Genomic DNA, 22,895 nt, shown 5'->3' with positions numbered 1-22,895 from the left:
TCATGACTCCTTCTTTCCGACCGGTTTTCGTTTGGCCGCCTTCGCATCGACGATCAATTCTTCGAGCCGGGCCAGCTCGTCGGCGGTCGGCTTTCGCAGGGCCAGCACGCTTTGCACGAGCTGGTCGATCGCCCCGTCGAACGCTCTTTGCAAAAGCTGCCCGGCGAGATGCTGCGTGGTTTGCTGCCGTCGCGGGACTGGGTGGTAGATGAAAGTGCGTCCTTCGAGCCGATGCCGGACCAGCCCCTTCTCCTCCATCGTGCGGAGAAAGGCCTGAACGGTGTTCTGCGCGATGGCCAGCCGCGGGCGAAGCTCTTCGTAGACCTCGCGGACCGTGGATTCGCCGCGGTCCCAGAGCACTTTGAGAATGTCGAGTTCCCGTTCCGTCGGTGTGATGGGCTCGGCCATGATGGGTTTCCTCGCGATACGCTTATTCAACTACACTTAGTAGACTAAGCATACGGATTCGCGGGAAACGTGTCAAGCGATTTTTTCGCCGCGGAGCATCGGCCTGCAGGGCCGGCGGAGCCCAGCCCAGGGCGCAGCGAAGTTCTCCGCGAGGAGAACCATCGGAACCGTCTGTAGATGAGGATGAAAGCTCGTTGCTCCTAGGGTTTACTACGAGTGTGGTTAACCCAAAACCCTTTTTGTGGAGCGACGCCATCCGTGGCGTTCCGTGAAGCGGCGCGGGTTCGGAACGGCACGGAGGCCGTTCCCTACAGTCGTTCGTTCCCAGGTAGGAGCCTGGGAACGAGCGGAAAAGCGGGGCGACGGTCATCGCGGGCTCCCCTCACCCCCGCCCTCTCCCAGAAGGAGAGGGAGCATACGCAGGGGACCGCAAAGTGCCGTGCGGCTAAAACTCGCTCTGATCGATCGGTTCGCCGTCGCTGCGGAGGATCAGCTTGCGGAACGTGTCGGGCTTGATCGTCGGGCGAAGCTGTCGCACCGAGCCGTCGGCGAAGGTGGCCGTGATGCCGGCGGGAGGAATGGTTCCCACGCCCGAGAGTGGCTTCTCGGCGTCGAATGGCATGTCGTCGGGCTTGGTCCAGGTGACGCCCTTGTCCGGTGCGACTTCGACGATCAGGATCGTGTTCGACGTCCCGTCCGTGATGTCGATGATCTTAGTCCCCTTGTCTCCGTCGAAGATGGTTCCTTTGCCCACCGGCACGAGATAGCGCGTCGTCCCCTCCTCGCGCCGTTCGTCGCTAGGATCCTTGAACACGACGGGCATCTGGGCGATCAGCGGCTTGTTGTTCGGGCTGTCCCACGGCTCGTCGAGGTGGAATTGCTTGTAGAGAGCATCCTGTTCAATATATGGCAAAACGCTCACCCGCCAACTCAAGAGCGGCTTGCCGTCCTTGGAATAAATCGCACTTGCCGGAAATGTCTGATGCTGATCCATGTAGACAAACATCGACAACGCGAGCTGCTTCAGGTTGTTCATGCTTTGCACTCGGCCGGCGGCATCGCGCGCTTTCTGGATCGCCGGCAGCGCGACACTGGCCGCGGCCAATAGCGTTGCCCCGGTGCCTTCCGATTTGAGCACGACCGTGCTCCCCTCGTGCGTCACCTGCGCTTGTTTCAACAATTCCTCGGCGGCGCCCACTAAAATGTTCTTGATGGCGACGGCGTCCGCGGGACCGCCCGGCTCAATCTTGCGGGCCGCGTCCAATCCATTGAGCGCCATCGTCAATAGAGCTTGGCTGGTCTTTTCAACTCGGCTGGCAGCTTCCTCCGACGGACATTCGGCCAGCGCCAAGAGGCCGAGCTTCTTGTCGCTCATGTCGGTGCCGACGAATAGACGCTCGGAATCTTGCCACAGCGGACCGATCATGGCGACGATTGCCGCGGCGGGGCCGCCCGATCCTTGCTTCAGATCAGGTTCGATCTGCTTTCGCAGCTTTTCCACATTGAGCATCACCGCCAAATTCCCGGTTGCCGTTCGCTCCCAAGTCTTGGCCCATTTGGGCGCCGGCTCGGGCTTGATCGTCTCGGCGATGATGAGCGGCATGTCCCACTCGGGCGCGAAGATCACGGTCCGATCGTCCGGTAGGAAATAGCACGGCGTTTGGCTATGGTTGGGACCAGCGCCATAGGAATGCAGTTCCTTCGCTTTTCCGGATTTGAAGAACTTCTTTCCAGCCAAGTCGGCTATTGTCGACTCGACCGCGACCGGATCGGGCACGATCGTGGCGGCATATTTGTTCCAGTCGTGAGACTTCAAGGCGCGAACGACGATTCGCGGCATTCCAGAACCTGGAAGGGGCTCGGTCGCGATGAATTTGACGTAATCCAATTCCGAAAGCGGCATTCCCAAGGCTTGCTCGAGCTGGACCGGTTCGGAGCTGGCCGCTTTCGCGATCAGTTTGCCCGCATCGGACTTCATCAGATCGCCCGGTCGAACTGCCACGACCAGTTCCGCGTCGGCGGGCACGTAAGCGAGGTCGATCGATTGAGCGTCCGCCGTGCCGGGCGGCGCCGCTTCGGCGATCGCTAAGGCTGGGCCGCCGGGGCCGCGCAGACCGGCGATGAACAGGCCGAGCACTGCCAGGACCGACCACAAGGCGATTCGTTTGGGCGCCGAAAACGTGAACTGTTGAGGTTGTCTCTTGTCGCGAAGCATTTCGATTCTCCTTAAAAGTGTTCCGCGGGCCGGGAGGAACGGCCGCGCCGCCCAGGCCGCCCGGTTTTTGGTTTGGTCGTCTTCACGCAACGCCATGCCGGCCAATGTCGCCAGATACGTGCCGCTGCCCCCGGCCGCCAGCGCTCCGCCCGCATCGGCGGCCAATTCCTGCTCGATCCGCAATCGGCCGGCGAGCCAATGCACTAGCGGATTGTAAAAGTGCAGCGCCACGCTGAACTGCGCGACGAGCCAGCCAGCAAAATCGCCGCGACTCACGTGGGCCACTTCGTGCGCCAGCACGACCCGCCGCTCGGCATCGGTCCAGTCGCGCCACTCGGGCGGCAACAGAATCAACGGACTTCGCCAGCCGACCGTCGCCGGTGAGCCGATCTCGTCCGCTTCGCGCAGCTCGATGCGGCGCGAGCAGCCGAGACGCGTGCGAGTTTCGTCCAAGATCGCCGTGAGCGCCGCATCGGTCACGGGCCGAGTACGCTTGCGACACCGCCCGACCGCCGACAGCCCCAGCGCCAAACGCGCCAGCCCGAGCGCCATGCCGGCCAGCAATATCCAGGCGGCCATGCTTGGCCAGCGCCATGCCGGGCTCGAATGCGCGCGAGCGTTGTTGCCCAGACCGTCCCAAAACGCCGTCCATAAGTTGCGCGCGAAGGTCGCGGCATCGTCGGCGGATTGCGATGCGGCAGCGGAGTTGTGCGATACACCCCCTCCTCTGTCACTTGGCTTCGACTCCTTCGATGCAGTTCCGGACGCGGCGACCGGATTGTCGTCGGCGACCGCCGAGCGGTCGGCGGCGGCGTCGGTCGTCGAAACGCCGCTCAGCCGCCACCAGCTCGGCCAAGGAGAGAGGGCGAGAACCGGCAAGCCCATCGCAATCACCAACAGCGCGAGCGCGGCCAGCGAGCCAACCGCCGGACCGCGCCGCCGCATCACGGCATAAACCACGCCCCCGGCCAATACCAGCAACGAAACCTGCACGCCGCACCATACCAAACCGGTTCCCAGCGCGTTCATCGTTGGTTCTCCTTCAGAACGGTCTCGAGCGCGGCGCGCTCCTTGGCAGTGAGTTTCTTTTGTTCCAAAAGCCGCAGCAGCAATTGCTCGCGCGAGCCGGAGAAGACCCGGTCGACCAAGTCGCCCAGCAGCCGCCTCGAGACGTCTTCGTACGATCGGGCGGGGCGATAGCGAAACGGCCGGTCGCCCGGTAGCTGAGCGAGAAAGCCCTTGTCGAGCAGAATCCGGATCAGCGTTGCCACGGTCGTGTAAGCGCGATCCAGCCCGCCGCGAGCCAATTCGTCGCGTGCTTCCGCGGCGGTCGTTTCGTCCAGCTTCCAGAACACGTGCATCACTTCCAGCTCGCGCTCAGTCAATTCTTTAGCCGGCGGCCGTGCCATCGTTTGTGCCTCCTCTTGAAAAACAGGATCGGTCCAGCGAGTGTCATTTGGTTTGGTTATCCAGATTTGGTTTTATAGTAGCGAATGTCCGCAAGCAAGTCAAGCGACTTGCAAAAAAATCTGGAGGGAGAGATTTGCCGGCGATCATTTAACCCGGAGCCATCGGCGACGGTTTGAACGTCCGCGCCTTTGCCATCGCCGACGGCTCCGGGTTGAACGATTCGGGCGGAGCGCAATCGCGCTATTTCGCCGCGCCGCTGATCTTATTGACCGCCTCGGCGGCCGCTTTGCGGACTGCCGCGGTGTCGGATTCGGCCAGTTCCTTGAGCAGCGGCAGGGCCGGAGAGGCCGCGGGGCCGATCTCGCCGAGAGAATGGGCGGCCTCGATGCGGCGCAACTCGTGCTCGTCCTTGAGCAAGCCGGTCAGGATGGGCAACGCGGTCTTCACCAGAGTGGCGTCGTTGCCTTCGATCTTCAGCAAGGCCCACACGCTGGCCATTTTGAGAAACGGATCGTCGCCGGCAAGATTCTTCCGCAACATCGGGAGGGCGCTCTTATCGGCCGGCCCGATCTTCCCGAGCGCGTAGATCGCGGCGTATTGGACCTCGGGCGTTTCGTCGTTCAACCGCGTTTCGACGGTGGGGAGAGAGGCGGCCGCGGCCGGGCCGATCCTAGCCAAGGCGAAGAGGGCCTCGCGGCGAAAGCCGGCGACTGAATCGTTTGCCGCGGCAGTCAACTGGGGCACGGCGGCCTTGGCTTCCGGGCCGATTCGCCCCAACGTCTGCACGGCGCACTCCCGACGGTCCTTGTCGGCCAGCGCCGCGGCAATCTCCGGCACGTGCCTGGCGCCGTACTTGGCCAGCGCCTGCGACACGTTTTCCACCACTTGCGGATCGGGATCGGCCATCGCTGCGATTAACAAGGGAGCCGCTTTCTCCGGAGCGGCCTTGAATTCGCCGAGCGTTCTCGACGCGCCGCGGCGAACGCGCAGCTCTTTGCTCGCCAGCGAATCACCGAGCAGCTTGATGGCCGTGTCGGCTAGTTGCTGATCGTCCGGGTTGGACTCGACGAGCGCCCAAGCGCAAACGGCTTTGAGGAACTGCGGCCCATCGCCCGACATCTGCTTTTCCAGCGCCGCGGTTGCCTCCTTCGCGCCGATCTTGCCGAGGGCATAAGCAGCCGTGAAGCGCACGGCCCGCTCTTTATCGTCGAGGGCCTTGATCAGACCGGGGACGGCGTCCCTTGCATCCGCGCCGATCGCGCCGAGCGTCAACGCGGCGTGCATCCGCACTTCGACCTGTTCGTCGGAAAGCAACTTGGCGATCTCGGGAACCGCGCCCTTCGCTGCCGGGCCTACTTCTTCCAATAGCAACAGGGCCCAATATCGGGCCTTGGGGATCGCCAACGCGGCGGTCGCGCGCGGAACGATCTTGTCACCCAACTCTGCGGCGGTTGCAATCGCTGTTGCCGCCAAACCGGGATCGGCGTCCTCAAGCACCTTCACGTACAGCGGCCAGCTAATCTTCGGATCGGGATGGAGATGCACCAGCGCCCTCACGGCGCTGCGACGCACTCGTGCGTCCTTGTCGACGATCGCGTCGGCCAGCGCGGCGACCGTGTCGCCGGCCGGTTCAGCGATATAACCGAGCGACCTCGCAGCGGCAGCGCGGACTAGGTCGTCCTGGTCGCTCTTCAGCAGACCGACGAGCGCTGGGACGGCCGCGCCGGCACGTTTTTCGAACTCGGCCAGCAGCCTGGCGGTTTCGTAGCGCGTCGGCGCGTCGCCGGTCGTTAGCGGGGCCAATAGAGCCGCGACGATCGACTCGGCGTCGTGAGAATTAGCCAACTTGGCCAAATCGTCAGCAGCTTGTGCACGCTCGGTCGCGTCCTTTGAGGAGAGCTTGTTGACATCCGTCTGCCACGCCGACGATCCCGCCTTGGCAACCGTCGGGATGGCGAGAACCGCGGCCACGATTAGGAATGAGCAACGAGATCGCAGGTGCATGGTTGGCTCCGCTAAAGGTGAAAAACGCTTGCTTGTCGGGGTGCATCCATTATAGTAAGGAGAACGTGCGGAAGTCCACGATTGGAGCGACGGCGATCGTCCGGCTTTCAACCGCAGCTTGCCACTTCAATCGACAAACCGTTCTCGCTGGTGAATCCCATGAAGATCAAATCTTGGTTGCCGGTTTTGCTGATATTGACCACCTCCACACTCTATGGCCAATACTATGTCAATGGCGGCTGGGGCGGAGGGGCTTCCACCGTCGGGGGGAGCTATGCTCACGGCTATGCTGACGTGGTGCGCGCCCAGGGTGAAGCCGAATTGAACGACTCGGTCGCCGCCGGGAACTACGCGAACGCTCGCTCGAAAGAGATCGACAATCGGCTCAAGGCCACTCAGACGTATTTCCAGATGCGCGACATCAACAAGAGGTGGACCGAGGCCAACAAGACACCGCCCATGACGCAAGAGGAAGCCTATCGCTGGGCCAAGGAACTCGCTCCCACCCGGCCGAATACGTCGCAGCTTGACCCCGTGACCGGAAAGATCATGTGGCCGATCCTGCTCCGCGATACGCCCTATCAGGAGTCATGCGATCAACTTGACAAACTCTTTGCGGCCCGTGCGACTCAAGGAACGTTCAATTACGATCAATACGCGCAAGTCCAGCAAGCTCATGACGACATCGTCGCCGCGATGACGAAGAATGCCGCCAGATACAAATCGTCGGACATCGCCACTGCCAAGAACTTCATCGACGGACTAAACTACGAAGCGCGGTTCCCAGCGGGCTGACGCGATTTTCGTCTTTCGATTCAGTCGAAAATCCAAAATCGAAAATCCAAAATGCCCCATGTCCCGCCGCGTTCTCATTCTCTCGGCATCGGTCGGGGCGGGGCATCTGCGGGCGGCGGAGGCGATCGAGCTGGCGGTTAAGGAACTTGATCCCCTGGCGACGGTCGAGAACGTCGACGTGCTCAAGCTCACCAACGCCGTCTTCCGCCGCGTCTACGGTCAGGCCTATCTGGATCTGGCCAACAAGCTGCCGCACGTGCTCGGTTATTTCTACGATCTATTGGACCGCAAGCCCTCGCCCAACCAAAAATCGGATACGTTGCGGCGGTTGGTGCAGCGGATGCACCTAGGTCGCTTCCTTAAGTTTCTCAAGAAGGAACCGTGGGACGTCGTCGTCAACACGCACTTTCTCCCCGCCGAGATTATCGCCGGACTGAAACGAAAGAAGAAGTTCAAGACGCCGCAATTGACGACCGTGACCGATTTCGAGACGCATCGGCTGTGGGTTAACGAGCCGTGCGAGCAGTATTTCACGGCGACGAAAGAGGCCGCCCTGCACTTGCACTCCTGGGGCGTTCCGGAGTCGTCCATCTCGATCACTGGCATTCCGATTCATCCGACCTTCAACAAGCCGAAGCCGCGCGAGCAGTGTTTGAAGCGGCACGGCCTCCGCGGCGACCGCCCGATCGTGCTCCAGCTATCGGGCGGATTCGGAGTGGGACCGATCGAAAGAATCTACCGCGCGATCCTCGACGTTGAAGTGCCGCTCGATATCGTAGTCGTCAGCGGGCGAAACGCGAAACTGAAATCCGAGTTGGAGAAGATCGAGGCCCCCAGCCGGCATACGGCGCACGTGCTCGGCTTCACGACCGAAATCGACGAACTCATGGCCGCGGCCGACGTGGTCGTCTCGAAGCCGGGCGGGCTGACCACCTCCGAGGTGTTGGCCAGCGGCGCCGCGATGGCGATCATCAACCCGATCCCCGGCCAGGAAAGCCGCAACAGCGATTTTCTGCTGGAAAACGGGGCGGGGATCAAGCTGAACAATCTTTCCACGGTGCCCTTCAAGCTCACGTCGCTCTTGAACGAACCGCGGCGGCTGGCGACCCTCAAGGCAAACGCGCGCCGCCTCGGCCGGCCACGCGCCGCCTTCGACGTCGCCCGCAGGGCACTCGAATTGGCGGGCGGAAGCTAACGCAAACTCACGCAACTTCGACCTCGAGCAAGCTCGGCTCCGGGCTGTAGTGCTGAATCTCGACCTGGCCATCGAGCACAGTAAGGTAAACGCATGGCTGCTCGCACCAGGAGCCGCTGTTGTAATACTGGACCTCGCCCTCGGTGCTGGCCCGTTCGAGGTGCGTATGGCCACAGAGGGCAATGTCGCAACCGAGCTTGAGCGCGAGCTGTGTCGCCTCGCGCTCGATCTTCTCCGAGCAGCGCAAGAACGTCTTGCTGCGGTGCTTGGCCCATTTGCTGAGCCGGAACGATTTGTCGATTCTGTGGAGGATGCCGTAGAAGAAATCGACGACGTGCGTGATGATCGGGTGGTCGGCGATAAAGCGATCGAAAACATGGCCGTGGAAAATGAGGATTTTCTTGCCCCCTGATTCGAGGATGTAGCGATCGAGGACTTCGGCGCCGATGAGTTGGGCCACGGTCGCGGCGTCTTCGGGATAATCATGATTGCCGCTGGTCCAGACGATCTTCACGTGATCGGAAAGCGAGCGGATGATCGATAGCACCTTCCAATGGTTCTTCTTCAAGCGGCGAAAGTCCCAGGAATCGAAAACGTCGCCGTTGAGAATCAGCTCGCGGGTGACGACGATCTCTTCCTTGATCATTTCGAGAAAGCTGACCAATTGCTTTGCCTGGCTGATCTCGCTTCCCAAGTGCAAATCGGAGATTACGATGGCGTCGTACATGGCGATTCACCTTGCATCGTGGGTCAGGCCTAGCAACGAGTGTCGCTGCTGGTCCGCCGCAGCACTTTTGTATAGTCAACGCGGAAAAGAGCCGCCAGTCGAGTCGCTTAGCCCGGCGTTTTGATTGCGTGAGAGTTAGGTTAATATGGGGTCATCCTTCCGCACTGACCATTCGCTGAGTCCCGCCCCGGTCGAGTCCTAACTTGACAAACCCCTTGGGGTTGACTACGAATTGGCGTTGGGAACATATTGCCTGGGGAATTTGGGAAATCTGCCATGCCAATGGAGTTAAGCGTCTTGGGGCGCCGCGAACGCGACGAGGCCGATCGGTCTTGCGGTTGGGCGGATTCGATCGTGGCCGTCGGTGATGAGGAGGAAGAAGAGGAACTCGAAGAGGAATCCGAGTTTGGCGACGAGGAAGAATTCGGCGACGACGACGAAGAGGAAGACGATTTCGACGAGGATGACTTCGACGACGACTTCGACGACGACTTCGAGGAGGATGTCGACGAGCTATCCGAATCGAACGAGGATGGTGACGATGACAAAAAAGAGCCCAAGGACGGGGAAGATTCTGACGATGCCGAATTGGGGGAGGAATTCGAGGACGACGTTTAAGACGACAGTGGATATAATCAAGGGGCGGATCGCGGGACTTGGATACGTTCCGCTGCCCCAATCTTTGTAGGTCGATCTGCAAGCAGTCAGCCCCGCCGGGCCTCAATCAATCGAGCCGCGACATGTCCGCTTCCGATGAAACTCCGGTCCATCCCAAACCCGCTCGTCGCAGCCAAGTCTCGCCGCGATGGTTCGGCGACCTGGGACAGGTGGAATTCGAGGTGGATTTTTACGAGCGGATTCTCGCCCGACATCCGAACTATGTCATTGTCTTGCGGTCGCTTGGCGAGTTGCTGGCCCGCAAGGGGCAATATGCCCGCTCGCTCGAGATCGATCGGCGGCTGGTAACCTTGGTGCCGCACGATTGCGTCGCCCGCTACAATCTGGCTTGCAGCCTGGCGATGCAAGGGGTGCCCCGCCAGGCGATCGAAGAACTCGGTCGGGCGATCGAATACGGCTACGACGACTTCGGGCATCTGGAAGTCGATCCCGATCTGGACAGCTTGCGAAAGCTCCCGGCGTATCAGGAACTGTTGCGGCAGCACGGGATTGAGAGTTGAGCGGCATGCAGAAGCTCGCTTCCCAGATCGCCGAGGCGGTCGAAGTAGTTCGCCGACATTGGGATTCTCCAGCGCACGCCGGAATCATCCTCGGAACGGGGCTGGGCGCTTTGTCCGAAGAGATCGAAACCGAGGTCCGGCTCGAATACGGCGAAATCCCGCATTTCCCGCGGAGCACGGCGATCGGGCATGCCGGGTTTCTCGTTTGCGGGCGTCTGCAAGGGTTGCCGGTCGTGGCGATGGAAGGCCGGTTCCATGCCTACGAGGGTTATTCCTATCAGCAGCTCACTTTTCCCGTGCGCGTGATGAAGGCCCTCGGCGCGCGGCTCCTGATCGCCTCGAATGCGTGCGGCGGAATGAATCCGCAGTATCGCAAAGGAGACATCATGGTCATGGAAGACCATATCAATCTCATGGGGGGAAATCCGCTGATCGGGGTCAACGACGATCGGCTTGGACCGCGGTTTCCGGATATGTCAGCCCCTTATGACGCGCATTTGATCGAACGATCGCTGGAGATCGCGCGGCGAGCAGATTTCGTCGCTCATCGCGGCGTGTACGTCGCCGTGACCGGACCTAATCTTGAGACTCGAGCCGAGTATCGGTTCCTGCGTCAGATTGGGGCCGACGTAGTGGGAATGTCCACGGTGCCGGAGGTTTTGGTGGCGATCCACGGCGGGATGCGCGTGCTGGGGCTGTCGGTCGTGACCGACATGTGCCTGGCCGACGCTCTGACGGAGGTCTCAGTCGCCGAGATTTTGGCTACCGCCGCCGCGGCCGAGCCCAAGCTCCGCAAGATCGTGCTCGGAGTATTGGCCCAAGAAGCTCACGGGAAATAGAACCGCGTGACGTGGAAAAACACCGGCGCGGCGAAGCAGATCGAATCGATCCGATCCAGCACGCCTCCGTGCCCCTCGACCAGCGTGCCATAGTCCTTCACGCCCCGATCGCGTTTGATCGCCGACATCGTCATCCCGCCCGCAAATCCCATGATGCTCGTTAAGAGCGACATTCCCGCGGCGCCCCAGGGTTCGAATGGCGTGGCCCACCAGAGCGCAGCTCCGAGCAAAGTGGCGCTGGCGGTGCCACCGAGAAACCCCTCCCAGGTCTTACTGGGGCTGACGGTCGGGGCGATCACCGTTCGGCCTACCAGCTTGCTCCACAAGAATTGTAGCGCATCGCTGAACTGCACCATCAGGATGAAGAAAAAGAGGAGCCGGAAATTGGCCCCTTCCGATCCGCGGTTCGGCAGATTCAAGTACAGCAGCGCCGGCGCGAAGCTCAAGCAGTAGACGCAAATCAACAGTCCAGCTTGAATTTTCGCCGTCCGCTCCAGAAATCGCTTGTAGTCTCCCGACATGGCGACTCGGGCCAGGATGAACAAAAACGCATAGACGGGGATCAGCACGTTGTAAAGTTCATTCGGAGCGGTCCGCATCATGCCGATCAGCACGTATTGCAGCGGCGTGAAAAGGAAGAACACCCAGAACAGCGCGCGATGGTCTCCCAGCCGCGTCGGCGTGAGCGTGATAAACTCGCGCAACGCCCAAAACGACAACAGCCCGAACAGCACGACGGTCGCCGTCGGGCCGATCATAAGGGCGGCCGCCAGGACGGAGCACATCAGCCACCAGGCGCGCAATCGCAAATTGAAGCTGCGCACGGCGGCCGGATTCAGGCCGGTTTCGGGATAGAGCTTGAGAAACTGCCCCGCGCCAGTGGCGGCAGCCAAAAGCGCGAGCACGCCGCCGACCAACGACAGTGTCTTCCAGTCGGCCATGGCGAGCGGATCAAACCTCTTTCAGACGGCGAACTGCTTCGCGGGCGCGAGAAAGGAAGTCGGCCTTGGGCTCTCCGGCTTCGAGCCACATCGGCGGGCCGAAGCTGATGCAGCTCAACAGCGGCACCGGCAGGAATTCGCCGCGCGGCAAGACTCGGTTCAAATTGTCGATGTGCACCGGGACTAACTCCAAATCGGGACGCTTCTTGCCCAGATAGTATAGCCCGCTTTTGAACTCGCTGATGCTTCCGTCGAGGCTTCGCCCCCCCTCGGGAAACACGATGAGCGATTTCCGATCGCCGATCTCGCGGATCATCAGGTCCACCGGGCTTTGATGCACCTTGATCTCCTTGCGGTCGATCAGGAGGGCATTGAACACGCGCGTGGCCAGATATTTTCGCAGCCGCCCCTGGGCCCAATAATCCTTGGCGGCGACGGGGCGCGTCACGCTGCGAACTTCGTGCGGCAGCGCGGCCCAAACCACCAGGGCGTCCAAATGGCTGGTGTGGTTGGCGAAATAGACGCGCTGGCAGGTATCCGGCTGGCAATCGATCCAGCGCACGCTCGCGCCGCTAATCAGTTTGGCCAACACGGCCAACAGAGCCGCAGTCATGTGAGGCACGACTCCCCGCTCCCAATATTCGGCGGCTCGAAAGTCATAGAGTCGTCGGAAGAGGGTGGCCGGTCCACGAGGAAATGTTGAGATTTGCATTTTATGTCGCAAGTTGGCCGGATGGATAGTCCACTGCTGCTGCGGCGGCGCGCAATGCCGCACCTTGGAGTGAGTGGCCGGAAACGGTCGAGGCGTCACAATCCTGGGCAGTCCGAGCCGATTAAAAGCCTGCAACCGGCTCACGGACAAGGCTTTAGCACAAGCTCCGAATGAGCGACAATGGATAACCTGTTCGATGTCCGGAAGTGTCTTGAAGTGTCACACCGGGTGACGCTATAAAATGAGTTGGGGTCACTGGCGTCTCATCCTCAAGTGGCATTGGCGTGGTTTTCGCGCCCGCCCTTTCTCTAATCGGGCATTGGTAAAACCATGAGAATTTTGCCGGCGTCGTGCGCAGCGTTGATTTGCATGGGAACGATTGCGTCGGCCGGATTGGCGGATGACGCCGGGGAAAAAGTCGTCGTCAAATTGCCTTCGGTGATCGACGACGTAGTTCCCGGCGGCGGCGGCCGTTTCCTCTTCTTGCTATTGAAGAAGCTTCAGAAAATCGCCGTCTTCGACGTTAATGAGGCCAAGATAGTGAAGTATTTGCCGCTGCCGGGCGACAATGTCCGCTATGCGGCCGGCGCTGTCAGGCTCGTCGTTGTCTCTCCCGATCTGGGACAGATTCAGCGCTGGAGCTTGCGATCGATGGAAAAGGATCTTGCGGTCCTAATGCCGGCCGGCAGTCAAGTGGACGACCTGGCGATGGGTTGGGCCTCGACGGGGCCCCTGCTAGTGATGGAACGCGCCGGACCCAAGTTTATGGATCCCGAAACCTTGAAGCCCGCGGACATCACGCTCGGCGCGCTCGGCACCAACTGGGTACCGCATCCGCAGTATCCGTTGGCGGTCCGAGCAGGCGGCGACGGCTCGTCATTCGCCGCGTGGCAACCGGGTATTTCGCCGATGGGTGTCCGTATGATGAATCTGGTCGGCAAGACCGCGACCGGACGGTATAAGCACGATAGTGCAGGGATCTTATTGCCGAGCTTTGATGGATCGCTGCTGTTCACCGCGAGTGGTGTGCTCGACGGCGACCTGAAATCGGTCAGCGAGGATTCGGCCCGCAATTCGATTTGCCTACCGAGCTACCATCCCGCGTATTTCATCTCCATTCCGCGGAGCGACAATTATTCTCCGCGCAATCAGCGACCGAAACCGTCGTTGATCTCCGTCTACACCACCGCCGACTACAAATTGCTGTTCAATATTCAAACCGACGACAGTTTTGGCGTTACTCCTTGGTCGGCGAACGGCCGGAATGACGGCGCGTTGTCGTATGAGAAGCGACTGCACTTCTTTCCGGCCGCGAACTTGCTGGTGACTGTCGCTCAATCGCGAGACGCGTTGCAGTTGCGGCGACTCCGCATCGCCGACGAATTGAACAAATCGGGAATCGATTATCTCTTCGTCGATTCCTTGCCACCGCCGGTTGCCAATCCCGGGGCAGAGTACAACTATTCGATCCAAGTCAAGAGTAAGCAAGGCGGAGTGAAGTTCCACCTCGACAGCGGTCCCGCCGGAATGACGATCACCGACGGAGGGCGGATCGCCTGGTCCGTGCCGGCACACTTCGACGAGCGTCAGGCATCGGTAATCGTTAGTATCAAGGACGCCTCCGGCCAGGAAATCTTCCATAGCTTCGGCGTCCGCAACCTGGCCATGAATGCAGTGGGTCGTCCGGCCGAAATCAAGACTGGGAAATAGCGGCTTCGCGGCGAAAGAAAAAGAGCCAATGCAGGCGTGTGCGACCGCGTCTCAATATTCGTATTTTGCGAAAAAGGTGCTGAACTTGACCTCGCGGGCAACGGTGGGTACAGTGCTCCGCCCGAAATCGGGTAACAACGCCGAGGGACCGCCATATTTGACCCTCGGCGCGTGTGAGATTTCATCTCGGAACGCACATGTCCACGGCCTCGTTCGACACGCCGAAGCAATCCTCCTCGGTCGCTTGGGGCACATTGCCGCCGCGGATGCGAGTGCTCTACGTGACCACGTATCACCGCACCGGCGGCTGGCTGGCCGAGGCCTTTGCGACGGACAGCGCGTCGGAAGTGGTGCTGGAAGAGACGATCGGCTCGGCGGCCGGAATGGCTCGGCTTCGCGACGAGGTCTTCGACGCGGTGTTCATTAGCCATGAACCTGGCGAACTCGACGCACTCGAATTCACCGAAGGGCTGCGCGGGGGGGGCGGAGACGAGCCGATTGTCGTGCTGGGAAGCGCGGGCGAACAGGAACTGACCGCACTGGCTTTCGAGGTGGGGGCGGATGGTTATCTATGCGTCAATACGACGACCGTGCGCACGCTCCTCTGGTCCGCTGCCCGTGCCATCGAACGCCATCAGCTTATTCGCGACAACCGGCGGCTGATCCAGGCCGAGCGGCAGCGGCTGCATTACGAGCATCAAGAGGCAGACCGCCTGCTGGCCCAGCAGCGCTCGCTCATCAGCGATTTGGAATCGCTCACCGCGAATTCGCAAGGCGTTCGCTCGGGGATCGACGTTCCGTCAACTGGGGATCCGACGGCGCCGCGATCGCGCCGGCCCGAGGAGACGCTCCAGCTTCCGGAGAATCTCGTCGCTCATTACACTGAATTGCTGCGGGCATACGTTATCATGGGCTCGGGCAATCTGACGGTCGAGATGACCACGCTCGCGGATCTGCTCGCCACCGCCGGCGTCACGCCGCAACAGGCCATGCTGATGCATCTCGACGTGCTCGAGCAATTGATTCACGGCCTGGGAAACCGCAGCGCGCGGCACGTGATGAGTCGTGCCGATCTGTTGGTGCTCGAGGTGATGGTCCATCTGGCGGAAGGCTATCGCAATCGCTATCTCGAGCGGAAGCACCCGCCGCAACAATTGCTTTTGTACGATGAGTGACGAAGCGACGACGGTTGCCGAGCTGCGCCGGTTGGTGGCCGAATTCGTCGCCGAGCGGGAGTGGCAGGTGTTCCACGCCCCGAAGAATCTGGCCATGTCGCTCGCCATCGAAGCGGCCGAGTTGATGGAGCACTTCCAATGGGGCTCCGTTGAGGATTCGCGGGAGGTCTCTCGACAGCCCGAAAAACTCTGCGAAGTGGCCGACGAACTCGCCGACGTGGCGTGTTACCTGCTCGCATTTGCCAACGCGATGGGCATTGATCTAAGTGAAGCCGTCCGGGCAAAAATGCTCAAGAACGCGGCCAAGTACCCCGCCGATCAATATCGCGGGCGCTTCGAGAAATAGGGGGCCCCGTGTCGATTCGATTCTCGCGTCCGCGTCGGGCCGCGATCTACTTCGCCATGACTGTATCGGCGCTAGTCGGGGCCACCGCTTGGGGCGCGGCGCCGAAACTGGTCAAAGCCACACCGGACAACGGCGATCAAGATGTCGATCCGCAGCAGGTCGTCGAGATCCGCGTGGTTTTCGACCAACCGATGGGCAAGGGCGCCTCACCAGTCGGTGGCGGAGACAGCTTTCCCGAGATTTCGGGCGAACCCAAATGGGAGAACGATCGCACGTACGTGCTGCCGGTAAAGCTGGTGGCTGACCACGAGTATTGGTTGAGCATCAACAACCAATCGTTTCAGAACTTCCGCAACCTGCATGGCGAGGCGGCAGTCCCTTATCCAATTCAGTTCACTACGAAGGCTCCCCAGCGGACCAGCGAGCAGAACCGGCATGCGATTGCCGCGCTTCGGCGAGCGATCGACGACGACTATTCTTATCGCGACCGATTGAAGGTGGACTGGGACAAACAGTTCATGGACTATGCCGCCAAGCTGGAATCCGCGGCATCGGCGCGCCGGTTTTGTGCGGTCGCGGCCGAGATGCTTGCACCGGCGAAGGATCTCCACCTCTGGCTGCAATACAAGTCGAGCGAGATTCCGACGACCCGTCGCCGATTAGACGGGAACTTCAATTTCAAAACTCTTCAGAAGCAAGTGCCGGAACTGAAGCAGCTCAGTGCGAGTGTTCTGAGCGGACGATTTGACGACGGGATCGCATACATCATGATCGCTTCCTGGGAGAAGGACGATGAACTGGCCTACAAGGCGGCGTTCGACGCGCTGCGTGACGCGGCGGATGCCAAGGCGATGGTCGTCGATGTTAGGCCAAATTCCGGCGGCGATGAATCTTTGGCACGTGAATTCGCCGGCTGTTTCATCAATGCTCCCGCTGCCTATGCGAAAGACATGACTCGCCAGGCTGGAAAAACACTCGGCCCCTACGAGCGGGTCGTCGAGCCGAGCCGCGACCGCACCAAGTATCCGGGCAAAGTGGCCATCCTCATGGGACCGGCCAACATGAGTTCATGTGAATCGTTCTTGCTGATGATGAAGCAAGTGCCGTGCTGCCGCTTAGTCGGCGCTCAGTCCTACGGGAGTTCTGGCAATCCGAAACGGCACGACCTGGGAGACGGAATCAGGGCATTCATTCCAAGCTGGAATGACATGTTGCTCGATGGCACGTCGATCGAAGGGCGCGGCATCACGCCCGACGAGAAGGTGGAGGCGACGGCGTCCGAGCTGGTGAAGAATGATCCCATTTTGGATCGAGCACTGACGCTGCTCCGCGACGAGATCGAAAAGAAGAGGTAGTCATCGCACTCAAAGGGTTGTGGCGATGTTGAATTTCCACAACCGGTGAATCTCAGCGCTTCGTCGTTGTCGGCTGATGCGCGACCGAGCGAGCTGGCCCGATCGCCGTTCCGATCCAGCCCCCCTCGACGACGAACTGAGTGACTTCGAGGCCCGCCAAGCGCGGATCGACAGCCAGGGCGGGAGGAAGCAAGTTAAGTTTGCGCTCGCGCGAGAGGACTTTGCTGAAGATCCCACGCAGGGCGATCTCGGGCTTTCCTTTGTATTGCCCCCCGAGTTCGATCGTGCCCTCGCGCTCGAATTGCGCTGCGAGGCCGCGCGCGACCGGCCGATAGGCTGCGCGGACTTCAAAATCGTGCCAGTGCCGGCGGCCGTCACGGATTTCGCCGATGTTGAGGATCAGTTCGAGGTGATTCCCATCGCAGCGGACTCGAATCGGATCGTTCTTTGCGAACGTCAAATGCACGCCCTCAGGCAGGTCTTGAGGGTCCTTCGTTTCGCCCCGGCCAAGCTTTTCGGCCAACCATTTGTGCAACTCGGGCAGAGTGAAGGTTCGGCCAGTCAAATCGAGGTGGTCGAGCAGGTTGTTGATCGTCGATTCGTGGACCTGCGCGCTCGCCAGGCTCCCGGAGGGCGCTTCGGGGCGCGGCGTATTCGCTCCCAATTGGTCGCCGCCAGCCAGCCGGCTGCGGAGCACGAGTCGCGAGTCTGTTGTTTCCATGGCCGGAGCGGCTGGATCGAGCGAAAGCTTGCGAAGCGGTTCGAGCCAATCGCGGTTGAATTTGTCTTGAGCGGCGGCCAACTTCGGGTCGGCCTCGGCATCAACGCGTCGCATCGCCTTGGCCGCGATCTTCTCCTTGGCCTCGCGATCCGCCTCGTCGCGGCTTTGTTCCTCCTGCGACATCGCGTAGTTGCGCACGAGCGAGCGAATGATCGGAATCGAATCGAAGCTCGTGTATAGTCCTTCAAGTTCCGACGAGTTATCGACCTCGGCGATCGCCGAAGTCATTCTCACCCCGTCAGTGTCAATAACCACCCTCTTCCGCACCTGATAGGTAGCATCGCCGCTGTTGACGAACGTGACCGGGCCGTGCGTGGTGCGGGTTTGCGAGCCGACGGTTCCGGCCGCGACGAGATCAAATCGCCAATTCCGCGGATCGGGAACCAAGCGGACCGAGAGTTTGGTTGAGGTCGTGCTGCCGCCGCGGACCGGATTGCCGAGGATCGTCTCATTCACCTGATCGTTCGATGGCTTCGGATCCGGAAGCAGCCGATCCACCAGGGTCGCGGTCACGGCAATCCGCAAGTTGGCATTGCGGTAGTGCACGTTCAAGCGGCGAGCGAGTTCCAGTTCGTCCGGTTCGGGAGAGGCTTCTAGCTCACGACGAATCTCGGCGAGATGATGCGCATCGCTCGTCAGGCCGTCGGTTTCATAGCGTTCCATCGCCGCGAGCAATCCTTCGGTTCCTTCAGCTACGACACTGGACGCCGTACGCCGACGAATCGTGCAAACCTGCTCCCAGATGTCGACCCGCCTCACGATCGCATACTGTAGCCGCCGCAGGTCAGCCGTCGCCGTGGAATTGGGCAGATTCGGGACAAGCGATTCCGCCTCCTTCACAAGCCGGCGCAGACGCTCGAAAACCTTAGGTGCCGGATCACACTCTTCTGGGCCAAGTTGGTCCAACTGCTCGATTTCCGCTTGCACTCGGTCGGCCCAATCACGGCCTGACTCATACTGGCGGAAAACTCTCAGCCGGGCGAGCAGGTTTTCCGGCAGTGGCCATCCTGATAACTTGGGCGGAGTCGCGGGAACCGGTTGTTGCTCCGGCGCCGTCGCCACTGGCGGTTCTGGCTGATGTTCGGGCGCGTATTGTTCGACGGGTGGGCTCTGTGGCTCCTCTTCGGTCTGAGGGACCGCTTGCGGCACCTCCGCTTGCGGTTTTGCGGTGGTAATCGCTTGACCAGACTGCGATGAAGTGGTGTCCGGAGTTGCCGACGCGGCCGGGGGCGCGGTCGCATTAGTGGCAGCTATCGCTATCGGCTGTGTAGGCGATTCGGAAGATATGTCCGCCGAGTGCGACGGATGCGAGGCCGCGCCCGTTTCCCCCACGCTATCAAGATGGAAGTCGTTCGGGAATGGATTTGGTTGGCCGTCCAACTCGATCGGTTGGCGCTGTTCCGACGACATCGGATTATCCGGCCCGACGGTCGATTCAGCCGCGACCGGAAATTGCCAGCGTTCGCCGATTTTTTCGGCCGACTCCTCCAAATGCGCTTTTGTCTCCGGTAGTGTGGAGGCGGCTCGGCCGGCCCGGCCATCGAGCGGCGGACCGACCTCAACGATCGACGTCGGACGGATGACTTCCGCGGTCGTCGCGTTCTCCATCTTCAGCAGCGGCCGCTGGTTTGCCAGATCGTTGGAACGATCTTCGCCACCGGACCTTTGCCAGCCACGAGGAGCAGCGACGCTCAACCCGAACAAGCAAGCCAGCACTAACAAATACGGCCAAATCGGATTCCGTCGATTCAATCCCATGCTTGCCACCCCCAAATGCCGAGCCGCTTTTCTGGGTCTCCATCTCGTAACAATCGGAAAATTTGGCCAACTGAGTAGAATCAGATTTCCGAGAGAGATTGAGGGGCGAGATACAGGGGACGGGGGAGAAATGGCGCGGATATGCGCGTTCGGGAAGGCCTTGTCGATTTCGTTTGAGTTTGTCGGCCGCTCTTATTGGGAAAAACGTCTGTGGCGGGAGGCAAAACTGTCGCGTTCGGATAGACTGTCGATTGGCTAGTGAGTACGGAAGGCTCGGGCGCGATCGCGGCAAGCTGGCGAAGCACGGAAGATTATCCCGTTGCGAGCCGCAGAATGCCGACGATGGCCGGCGGGTAAGCACGAATCAACCATTCATCGGGGCGCGGAAGAAGTCGGAAGTCGAAACTATCGTCCGCCTCGACGACGAACTGGCTCCCCGGCGGCGCCCGGTCGATCAGCACTTGCATCAGCGCCAAAAGCGCGTCGCGCTCGCTAACAAACAATTCCCATGGCGGCGAGCAGAACACCAGCCAAGGGATACTCGGCAATTCCGGCATCCGACGTGACCAAAGCAGCACGTTCGCCGGCAGGATCGTCGAGCGAGCCGTCACGCCGAGCGCTTCCGCGTTTTGGCGAATGTTGGCCGCCGTCGGAAAATGCCGTTCGACGAAAGTGGCGCTGACCGCTCCTCGGCTTAGGGCCTCCAAACTCAGGGCCCCAGTGCCGGCAAACAGATCGATCGCGTGCGTGCCGCGAACGGCTGGGCCGATCAGATTGAAAATCGCTTCGCGCACCCGGTCCTTCATCGGCCGCACGCGGCGATCACCGCTATAGATCAGCTTCCGGCCGCGAAACTCGCCCCCCACGATTCGCGGCGGCGAGGCCGCTTCGTCATCGTGGCTAGCAGTACCGGCGGAGCGTAATTTGGATCGCTTGGCGGCCAAGGAAGCAGACTGTGGACTGTAGATATTGACGGGAACGGGGAGCGGTAGACGCGAACCCCTTGTGTACTGTCTATTATTCATTGGCTGCTGTCTATGGTTTAGAACGCCTAACCAATCCGGCGGGGACTGTCCCCCTTTTGCGGAGTCCGCGGAGCAAAACGGGGACTGTCCTCTTTCCCAGCCGGATTTGTTAGACGTTCTGCCACGGTTTCATGGCTACCACGGTTTGGATTAAGGATTCAGAAAATGCAATTTCGGAGACGGCTGGTCATTGCGTTCGTCGTCGCGACATCGTCGTTGACCTGCGCTGGCGGATCTCGCTGCGTCGCCGCCGAAAGCACGGCTCGACAGGATTTCGACAAGGCATACGACCAATACAAGGACGTCGTGAAGCAATTGACCGATTTGCAAAACCGCTATCCGTCGGCCACGCCGCAAGAGCGTCCGGCGATGGAGCAGAAGTTCAACGATCTCTTGAAGGAAGGAAACCGGCTTCGCCCCAAAATGATGGCCCTGGCGGAGAAGGCCTACTTGGAAAACCCTTCGGACACGACACTGGCCGACATGATGTACTCCGTCGTCGCCACGCTGCTGCGCAGCGACGATTATGAAGAAGCGTTTCGACTGACGAAACTCCTGATCGACCACAAGTATCCGCAGCCGCAAGTTTACAACATGGCCGGCGCCGCCGCCTTTTTCCTGAGCAACTACGACGACGCCGAAAAGTACCTCAAGCAGGCGGCCGACAACAACTCGCTCGACGAGAAAGGGAAGCAAGTTCTCGAAAGCATCAAGGAGTATCGCGGCAAGTGGGCCCGCGAGCAGAAGTTTCGCGATGCCGAGGCGAAGGCCGACGATCTGCCGCGCGTAAAGCTCACGATCGGCGACTTCAAGGGGAATGTGAAGGGAGACATCGTTGTCGAACTCTTCGAGAATGAGGCTCCTAACACGGTGGCCAACTTCATTAGCCTCGTCGAAAAAAAAACCTACGACGGGCTGACGTTCCATCGCGTGCTTTCGGGCTTCATGGCCCAAGGGGGCGATCCTGACGGAAATGGCACGGGCGGCCCGGGCTACCACATCGCCGACGAATGCAACCAGCCAAATCATCGCGAGCATTTCCGCGGCTCGGTTAGCATGGCCCACAGCGCGGCCCCCGACTCGAACGGCTCGCAATTCTTCATTAACTTCGTGCCCACCGCCCATCTCGACGGCAAGCACACGGTGTTCGGCCGCGTGATCGAGGGGTTCGACGTGTTGGCGAAGATTCAGCGGGTCAATCCCGATGAGCCCGCCGCTGGCGTCCTGCCCGACAAGATCGTCAAGGCCGTCGTTCTCCGCAAGCGCAATCACGCCTACGAGCCGACGAAGTTGCCATAGCGTTCGTCATTGCTTGAGCGTCGTGATCCAGATGAGCGGCTTGCCCGCCTCATCGACGCGGAGCACGTATTTCAGTCCGGCCTGGAAGAGCACTTGCCGGAGGACCGTCGCGTAATAGGCTTTCTTTGCCGGCGGAATCGTGACGGCCTTGGCTAGATTGATCCGCTGTGTCGCGATGGAATTGTGGTCAAACAGAAATGGCGCCTTCATCCGCGTTTGAATCGCGTCGATCGCTTGCGACGCGGGAATGTCCTTGATTTCGACGCTAAGCGAATCAAGCAATTGCGGCAGCACCTTAACGTCCGACCGCTCGGGCGGCCAGCCGATCGGCCACGATTCGCTCGCTTCGGCGGCCTTTGCCAGCACATATTCCACGTCGCCGCCGCTCGGCTTCTTAGGACGAAGGATGGCCCCGGCCGGCCGGGCGATCGCCGCCAGCGCCACGCCACACGACAAACCGCTCAATTCATCCCGCACCGGGTCGTCGGCCGCGATTGCCGTTTCGACGCTCTCGTCGATCACGAGCTTGAGTTTTAGCTGGCTGCGAATCTTCTCGATGGCTTGAGCGGGCGGCAGCCCCTTGGTCTGAAAGCCGATGGGCTGCGCGAGATCGTCGCGCACGGCCGCCAGTTGCTTTCCAAGCAGCCCGAAAGCTCCTTTCTTCTCGGTCACGCCGGCGACGCCGTTTTCGCCCAGCTCGCGGAGCCAGTTGGCAATCTGCGGACCGTCGCTGAGCGTGAATTGGCCGCCGGGAACGACTAACTCGCTCCCAGTGAGTCTGCCGGTCACGCGATAGATCGGGGTTTCCTTAATGCCGCGCACCTCGATCCCAATCTTCTCACCGGCCTGCGCCGAGCGGATTTGCAAATTCCCGACGCCGAGCGCAGTCAACAGATCGCCCCATTTCCGGCCGCTCGTCGACGTTGCGGGACTCTGCTCGGCCAGGAGCACCATTTCCACCTGCGGAGCGGCCAGACTGGTCGCCGCAGTGGTGCAGCAACAAGCGATTACGACGAGCCGCA

At 60.8% G+C, this 22,895-nt stretch carries 20 protein-coding genes; 10 read left to right on the top strand and 10 right to left on the bottom strand.

The window, feature by feature from the left end; all coding sequences use genetic code 11:
* From VGY55_18865 to VGY55_18850, 4 genes are all read right to left on the bottom strand, one after another.
* On the bottom strand, positions 1-408 hold the full coding sequence (locus VGY55_18865) for a BlaI/MecI/CopY family transcriptional regulator (protein HEV2972043.1): 408 nt from the start codon (positions 406-408) through the stop codon (positions 1-3).
* 445 nt (positions 409-853) lie between these two features.
* Positions 854-3,652, bottom strand: coding sequence for a M56 family metallopeptidase (locus tag VGY55_18860; protein HEV2972042.1), 2,799 nt, complete (start codon positions 3,650-3,652; stop codon positions 854-856).
* Entirely contained in the window at positions 3,649-4,032 is a 384-nt protein-coding gene (locus VGY55_18855) for a BlaI/MecI/CopY family transcriptional regulator (protein HEV2972041.1), read from the bottom strand. Before VGY55_18855 ends, VGY55_18860 begins: the two co-directional genes overlap by 4 nt.
* Before the next feature lie 241 nt (positions 4,033-4,273).
* Positions 4,274-6,037 carry a HEAT repeat domain-containing protein gene (locus VGY55_18850; GenBank protein ID HEV2972040.1) on the bottom strand — a complete coding sequence of 588 codons (1,764 nt, stop codon included), beginning with the start codon at positions 6,035-6,037 and terminating at the stop codon, positions 4,274-4,276.
* Positions 6,038-6,196: 159 nt separating this feature from the next.
* Between VGY55_18850 and VGY55_18845 the strand changes: the two genes are divergently transcribed.
* Entirely contained in the window at positions 6,197-6,832 is a 636-nt protein-coding gene (locus VGY55_18845) for a hypothetical protein (GenBank protein HEV2972039.1), read from the top strand.
* Between the two features lie 58 nt (positions 6,833-6,890).
* Positions 6,891-8,027: a glycosyltransferase gene (locus tag VGY55_18840; GenBank protein HEV2972038.1), complete on the top strand. Its 1,137-nt coding sequence runs from the start codon at positions 6,891-6,893 to the stop codon at positions 8,025-8,027.
* A gap of 7 nt (positions 8,028-8,034) precedes the next feature.
* Here the strand turns inward: VGY55_18840 and VGY55_18835 are convergent, their stop codons facing one another.
* Positions 8,035-8,754 carry a UDP-2,3-diacylglucosamine diphosphatase gene (locus VGY55_18835; protein HEV2972037.1) on the bottom strand — a complete coding sequence of 240 codons (720 nt, stop codon included), beginning with the start codon at positions 8,752-8,754 and terminating at the stop codon, positions 8,035-8,037.
* Positions 8,755-9,030: 276 nt separating this feature from the next.
* Between VGY55_18835 and VGY55_18830 the strand changes: the two genes are divergently transcribed.
* From VGY55_18830 to VGY55_18820, 3 genes are all read left to right on the top strand, one after another.
* Positions 9,031-9,372, top strand: a complete 342-nt coding sequence (locus VGY55_18830; protein ID HEV2972036.1) for a hypothetical protein — start codon at positions 9,031-9,033, stop codon at positions 9,370-9,372.
* Between the two features lie 122 nt (positions 9,373-9,494).
* The gene (locus VGY55_18825; GenBank protein HEV2972035.1) at positions 9,495-9,932 is read left to right on the top strand and encodes a hypothetical protein; all 438 of its coding nucleotides are present in this window, start codon (positions 9,495-9,497) and stop codon (positions 9,930-9,932) included.
* A gap of 5 nt (positions 9,933-9,937) precedes the next feature.
* Complete coding sequence (locus VGY55_18820; GenBank protein ID HEV2972034.1) at positions 9,938-10,771, top strand: purine-nucleoside phosphorylase; 834 nt, start codon at positions 9,938-9,940, stop codon at positions 10,769-10,771.
* Here VGY55_18820 and VGY55_18815 read toward each other — a convergent pair.
* Both VGY55_18815 and VGY55_18810 read right to left on the bottom strand, forming a co-directional pair.
* Positions 10,759-11,712, bottom strand: a complete 954-nt coding sequence (locus VGY55_18815; protein HEV2972033.1) for a phosphatidate cytidylyltransferase — start codon at positions 11,710-11,712, stop codon at positions 10,759-10,761. The genes VGY55_18820 and VGY55_18815 overlap by 13 nt on opposite strands.
* Positions 11,713-11,722: 10 nt before the next feature.
* A complete protein-coding gene (locus tag VGY55_18810) occupies positions 11,723-12,325 on the bottom strand; it encodes a lysophospholipid acyltransferase family protein (protein HEV2972032.1) in 603 nt (200 codons plus the stop codon).
* Positions 12,326-12,793: 468 nt separating this feature from the next.
* On the opposite strand from VGY55_18810, the gene VGY55_18805 reads away from it, so the two are divergent.
* The 4 genes from VGY55_18805 to VGY55_18790 all read left to right on the top strand — a co-directional run bounded on the left by VGY55_18805 (position 12,794) and on the right by VGY55_18790 (position 17,010).
* A complete protein-coding gene (locus tag VGY55_18805) occupies positions 12,794-14,134 on the top strand; it encodes a hypothetical protein (protein ID HEV2972031.1) in 1,341 nt (446 codons plus the stop codon).
* 197 nt (positions 14,135-14,331) lie between these two features.
* Positions 14,332-15,309, top strand: coding sequence for a hypothetical protein (locus VGY55_18800; protein ID HEV2972030.1), 978 nt, complete (start codon positions 14,332-14,334; stop codon positions 15,307-15,309).
* Positions 15,302-15,655 (top strand): nucleotide pyrophosphohydrolase, encoded by a 354-nt coding sequence (locus tag VGY55_18795; protein ID HEV2972029.1) that lies wholly within the window; start codon positions 15,302-15,304, stop codon positions 15,653-15,655. The genes VGY55_18800 and VGY55_18795 overlap by 8 nt, the downstream gene beginning before the upstream one ends.
* 8 nt (positions 15,656-15,663) lie before the next feature.
* Positions 15,664-17,010: a S41 family peptidase gene (locus VGY55_18790; protein HEV2972028.1), complete on the top strand. Its 1,347-nt coding sequence runs from the start codon at positions 15,664-15,666 to the stop codon at positions 17,008-17,010.
* 52 nt (positions 17,011-17,062) lie between these two features.
* Here the strand turns inward: VGY55_18790 and VGY55_18785 are convergent, their stop codons facing one another.
* Together VGY55_18785 and VGY55_18780 are read right to left on the bottom strand one after the other, a co-directional pair.
* Positions 17,063-19,549: a hypothetical protein gene (locus VGY55_18785; GenBank protein HEV2972027.1), complete on the bottom strand. Its 2,487-nt coding sequence runs from the start codon at positions 19,547-19,549 to the stop codon at positions 17,063-17,065.
* A gap of 311 nt (positions 19,550-19,860) precedes the next feature.
* A complete protein-coding gene (locus VGY55_18780; GenBank protein HEV2972026.1) occupies positions 19,861-20,574 on the bottom strand; it encodes an RsmD family RNA methyltransferase in 714 nt (237 codons plus the stop codon).
* Between the two features lie 165 nt (positions 20,575-20,739).
* Here VGY55_18780 and VGY55_18775 point away from each other — a divergent pair, with 165 nt between their 5' ends.
* Positions 20,740-21,873 carry a peptidylprolyl isomerase gene (locus VGY55_18775; GenBank protein ID HEV2972025.1) on the top strand — a complete coding sequence of 378 codons (1,134 nt, stop codon included), beginning with the start codon at positions 20,740-20,742 and terminating at the stop codon, positions 21,871-21,873.
* Positions 21,874-21,879: 6 nt separating this feature from the next.
* Here VGY55_18775 and VGY55_18770 read toward each other — a convergent pair.
* A partial coding sequence (locus VGY55_18770) for a hypothetical protein (GenBank protein HEV2972024.1) occupies positions 21,880-22,895 on the bottom strand: 1,016 nt, incomplete at its 5' end.

Source organism: Pirellulales bacterium (assembly GCA_035939775.1).
In the GTDB taxonomy this organism is placed as follows: domain Bacteria; phylum Planctomycetota; class Planctomycetia; order Pirellulales; family DATAWG01; genus DASZFO01.
The sequence above is the reverse complement of the archived record's forward strand: the minus strand, read 5'-3'. Positions and strand labels throughout refer to the sequence as shown.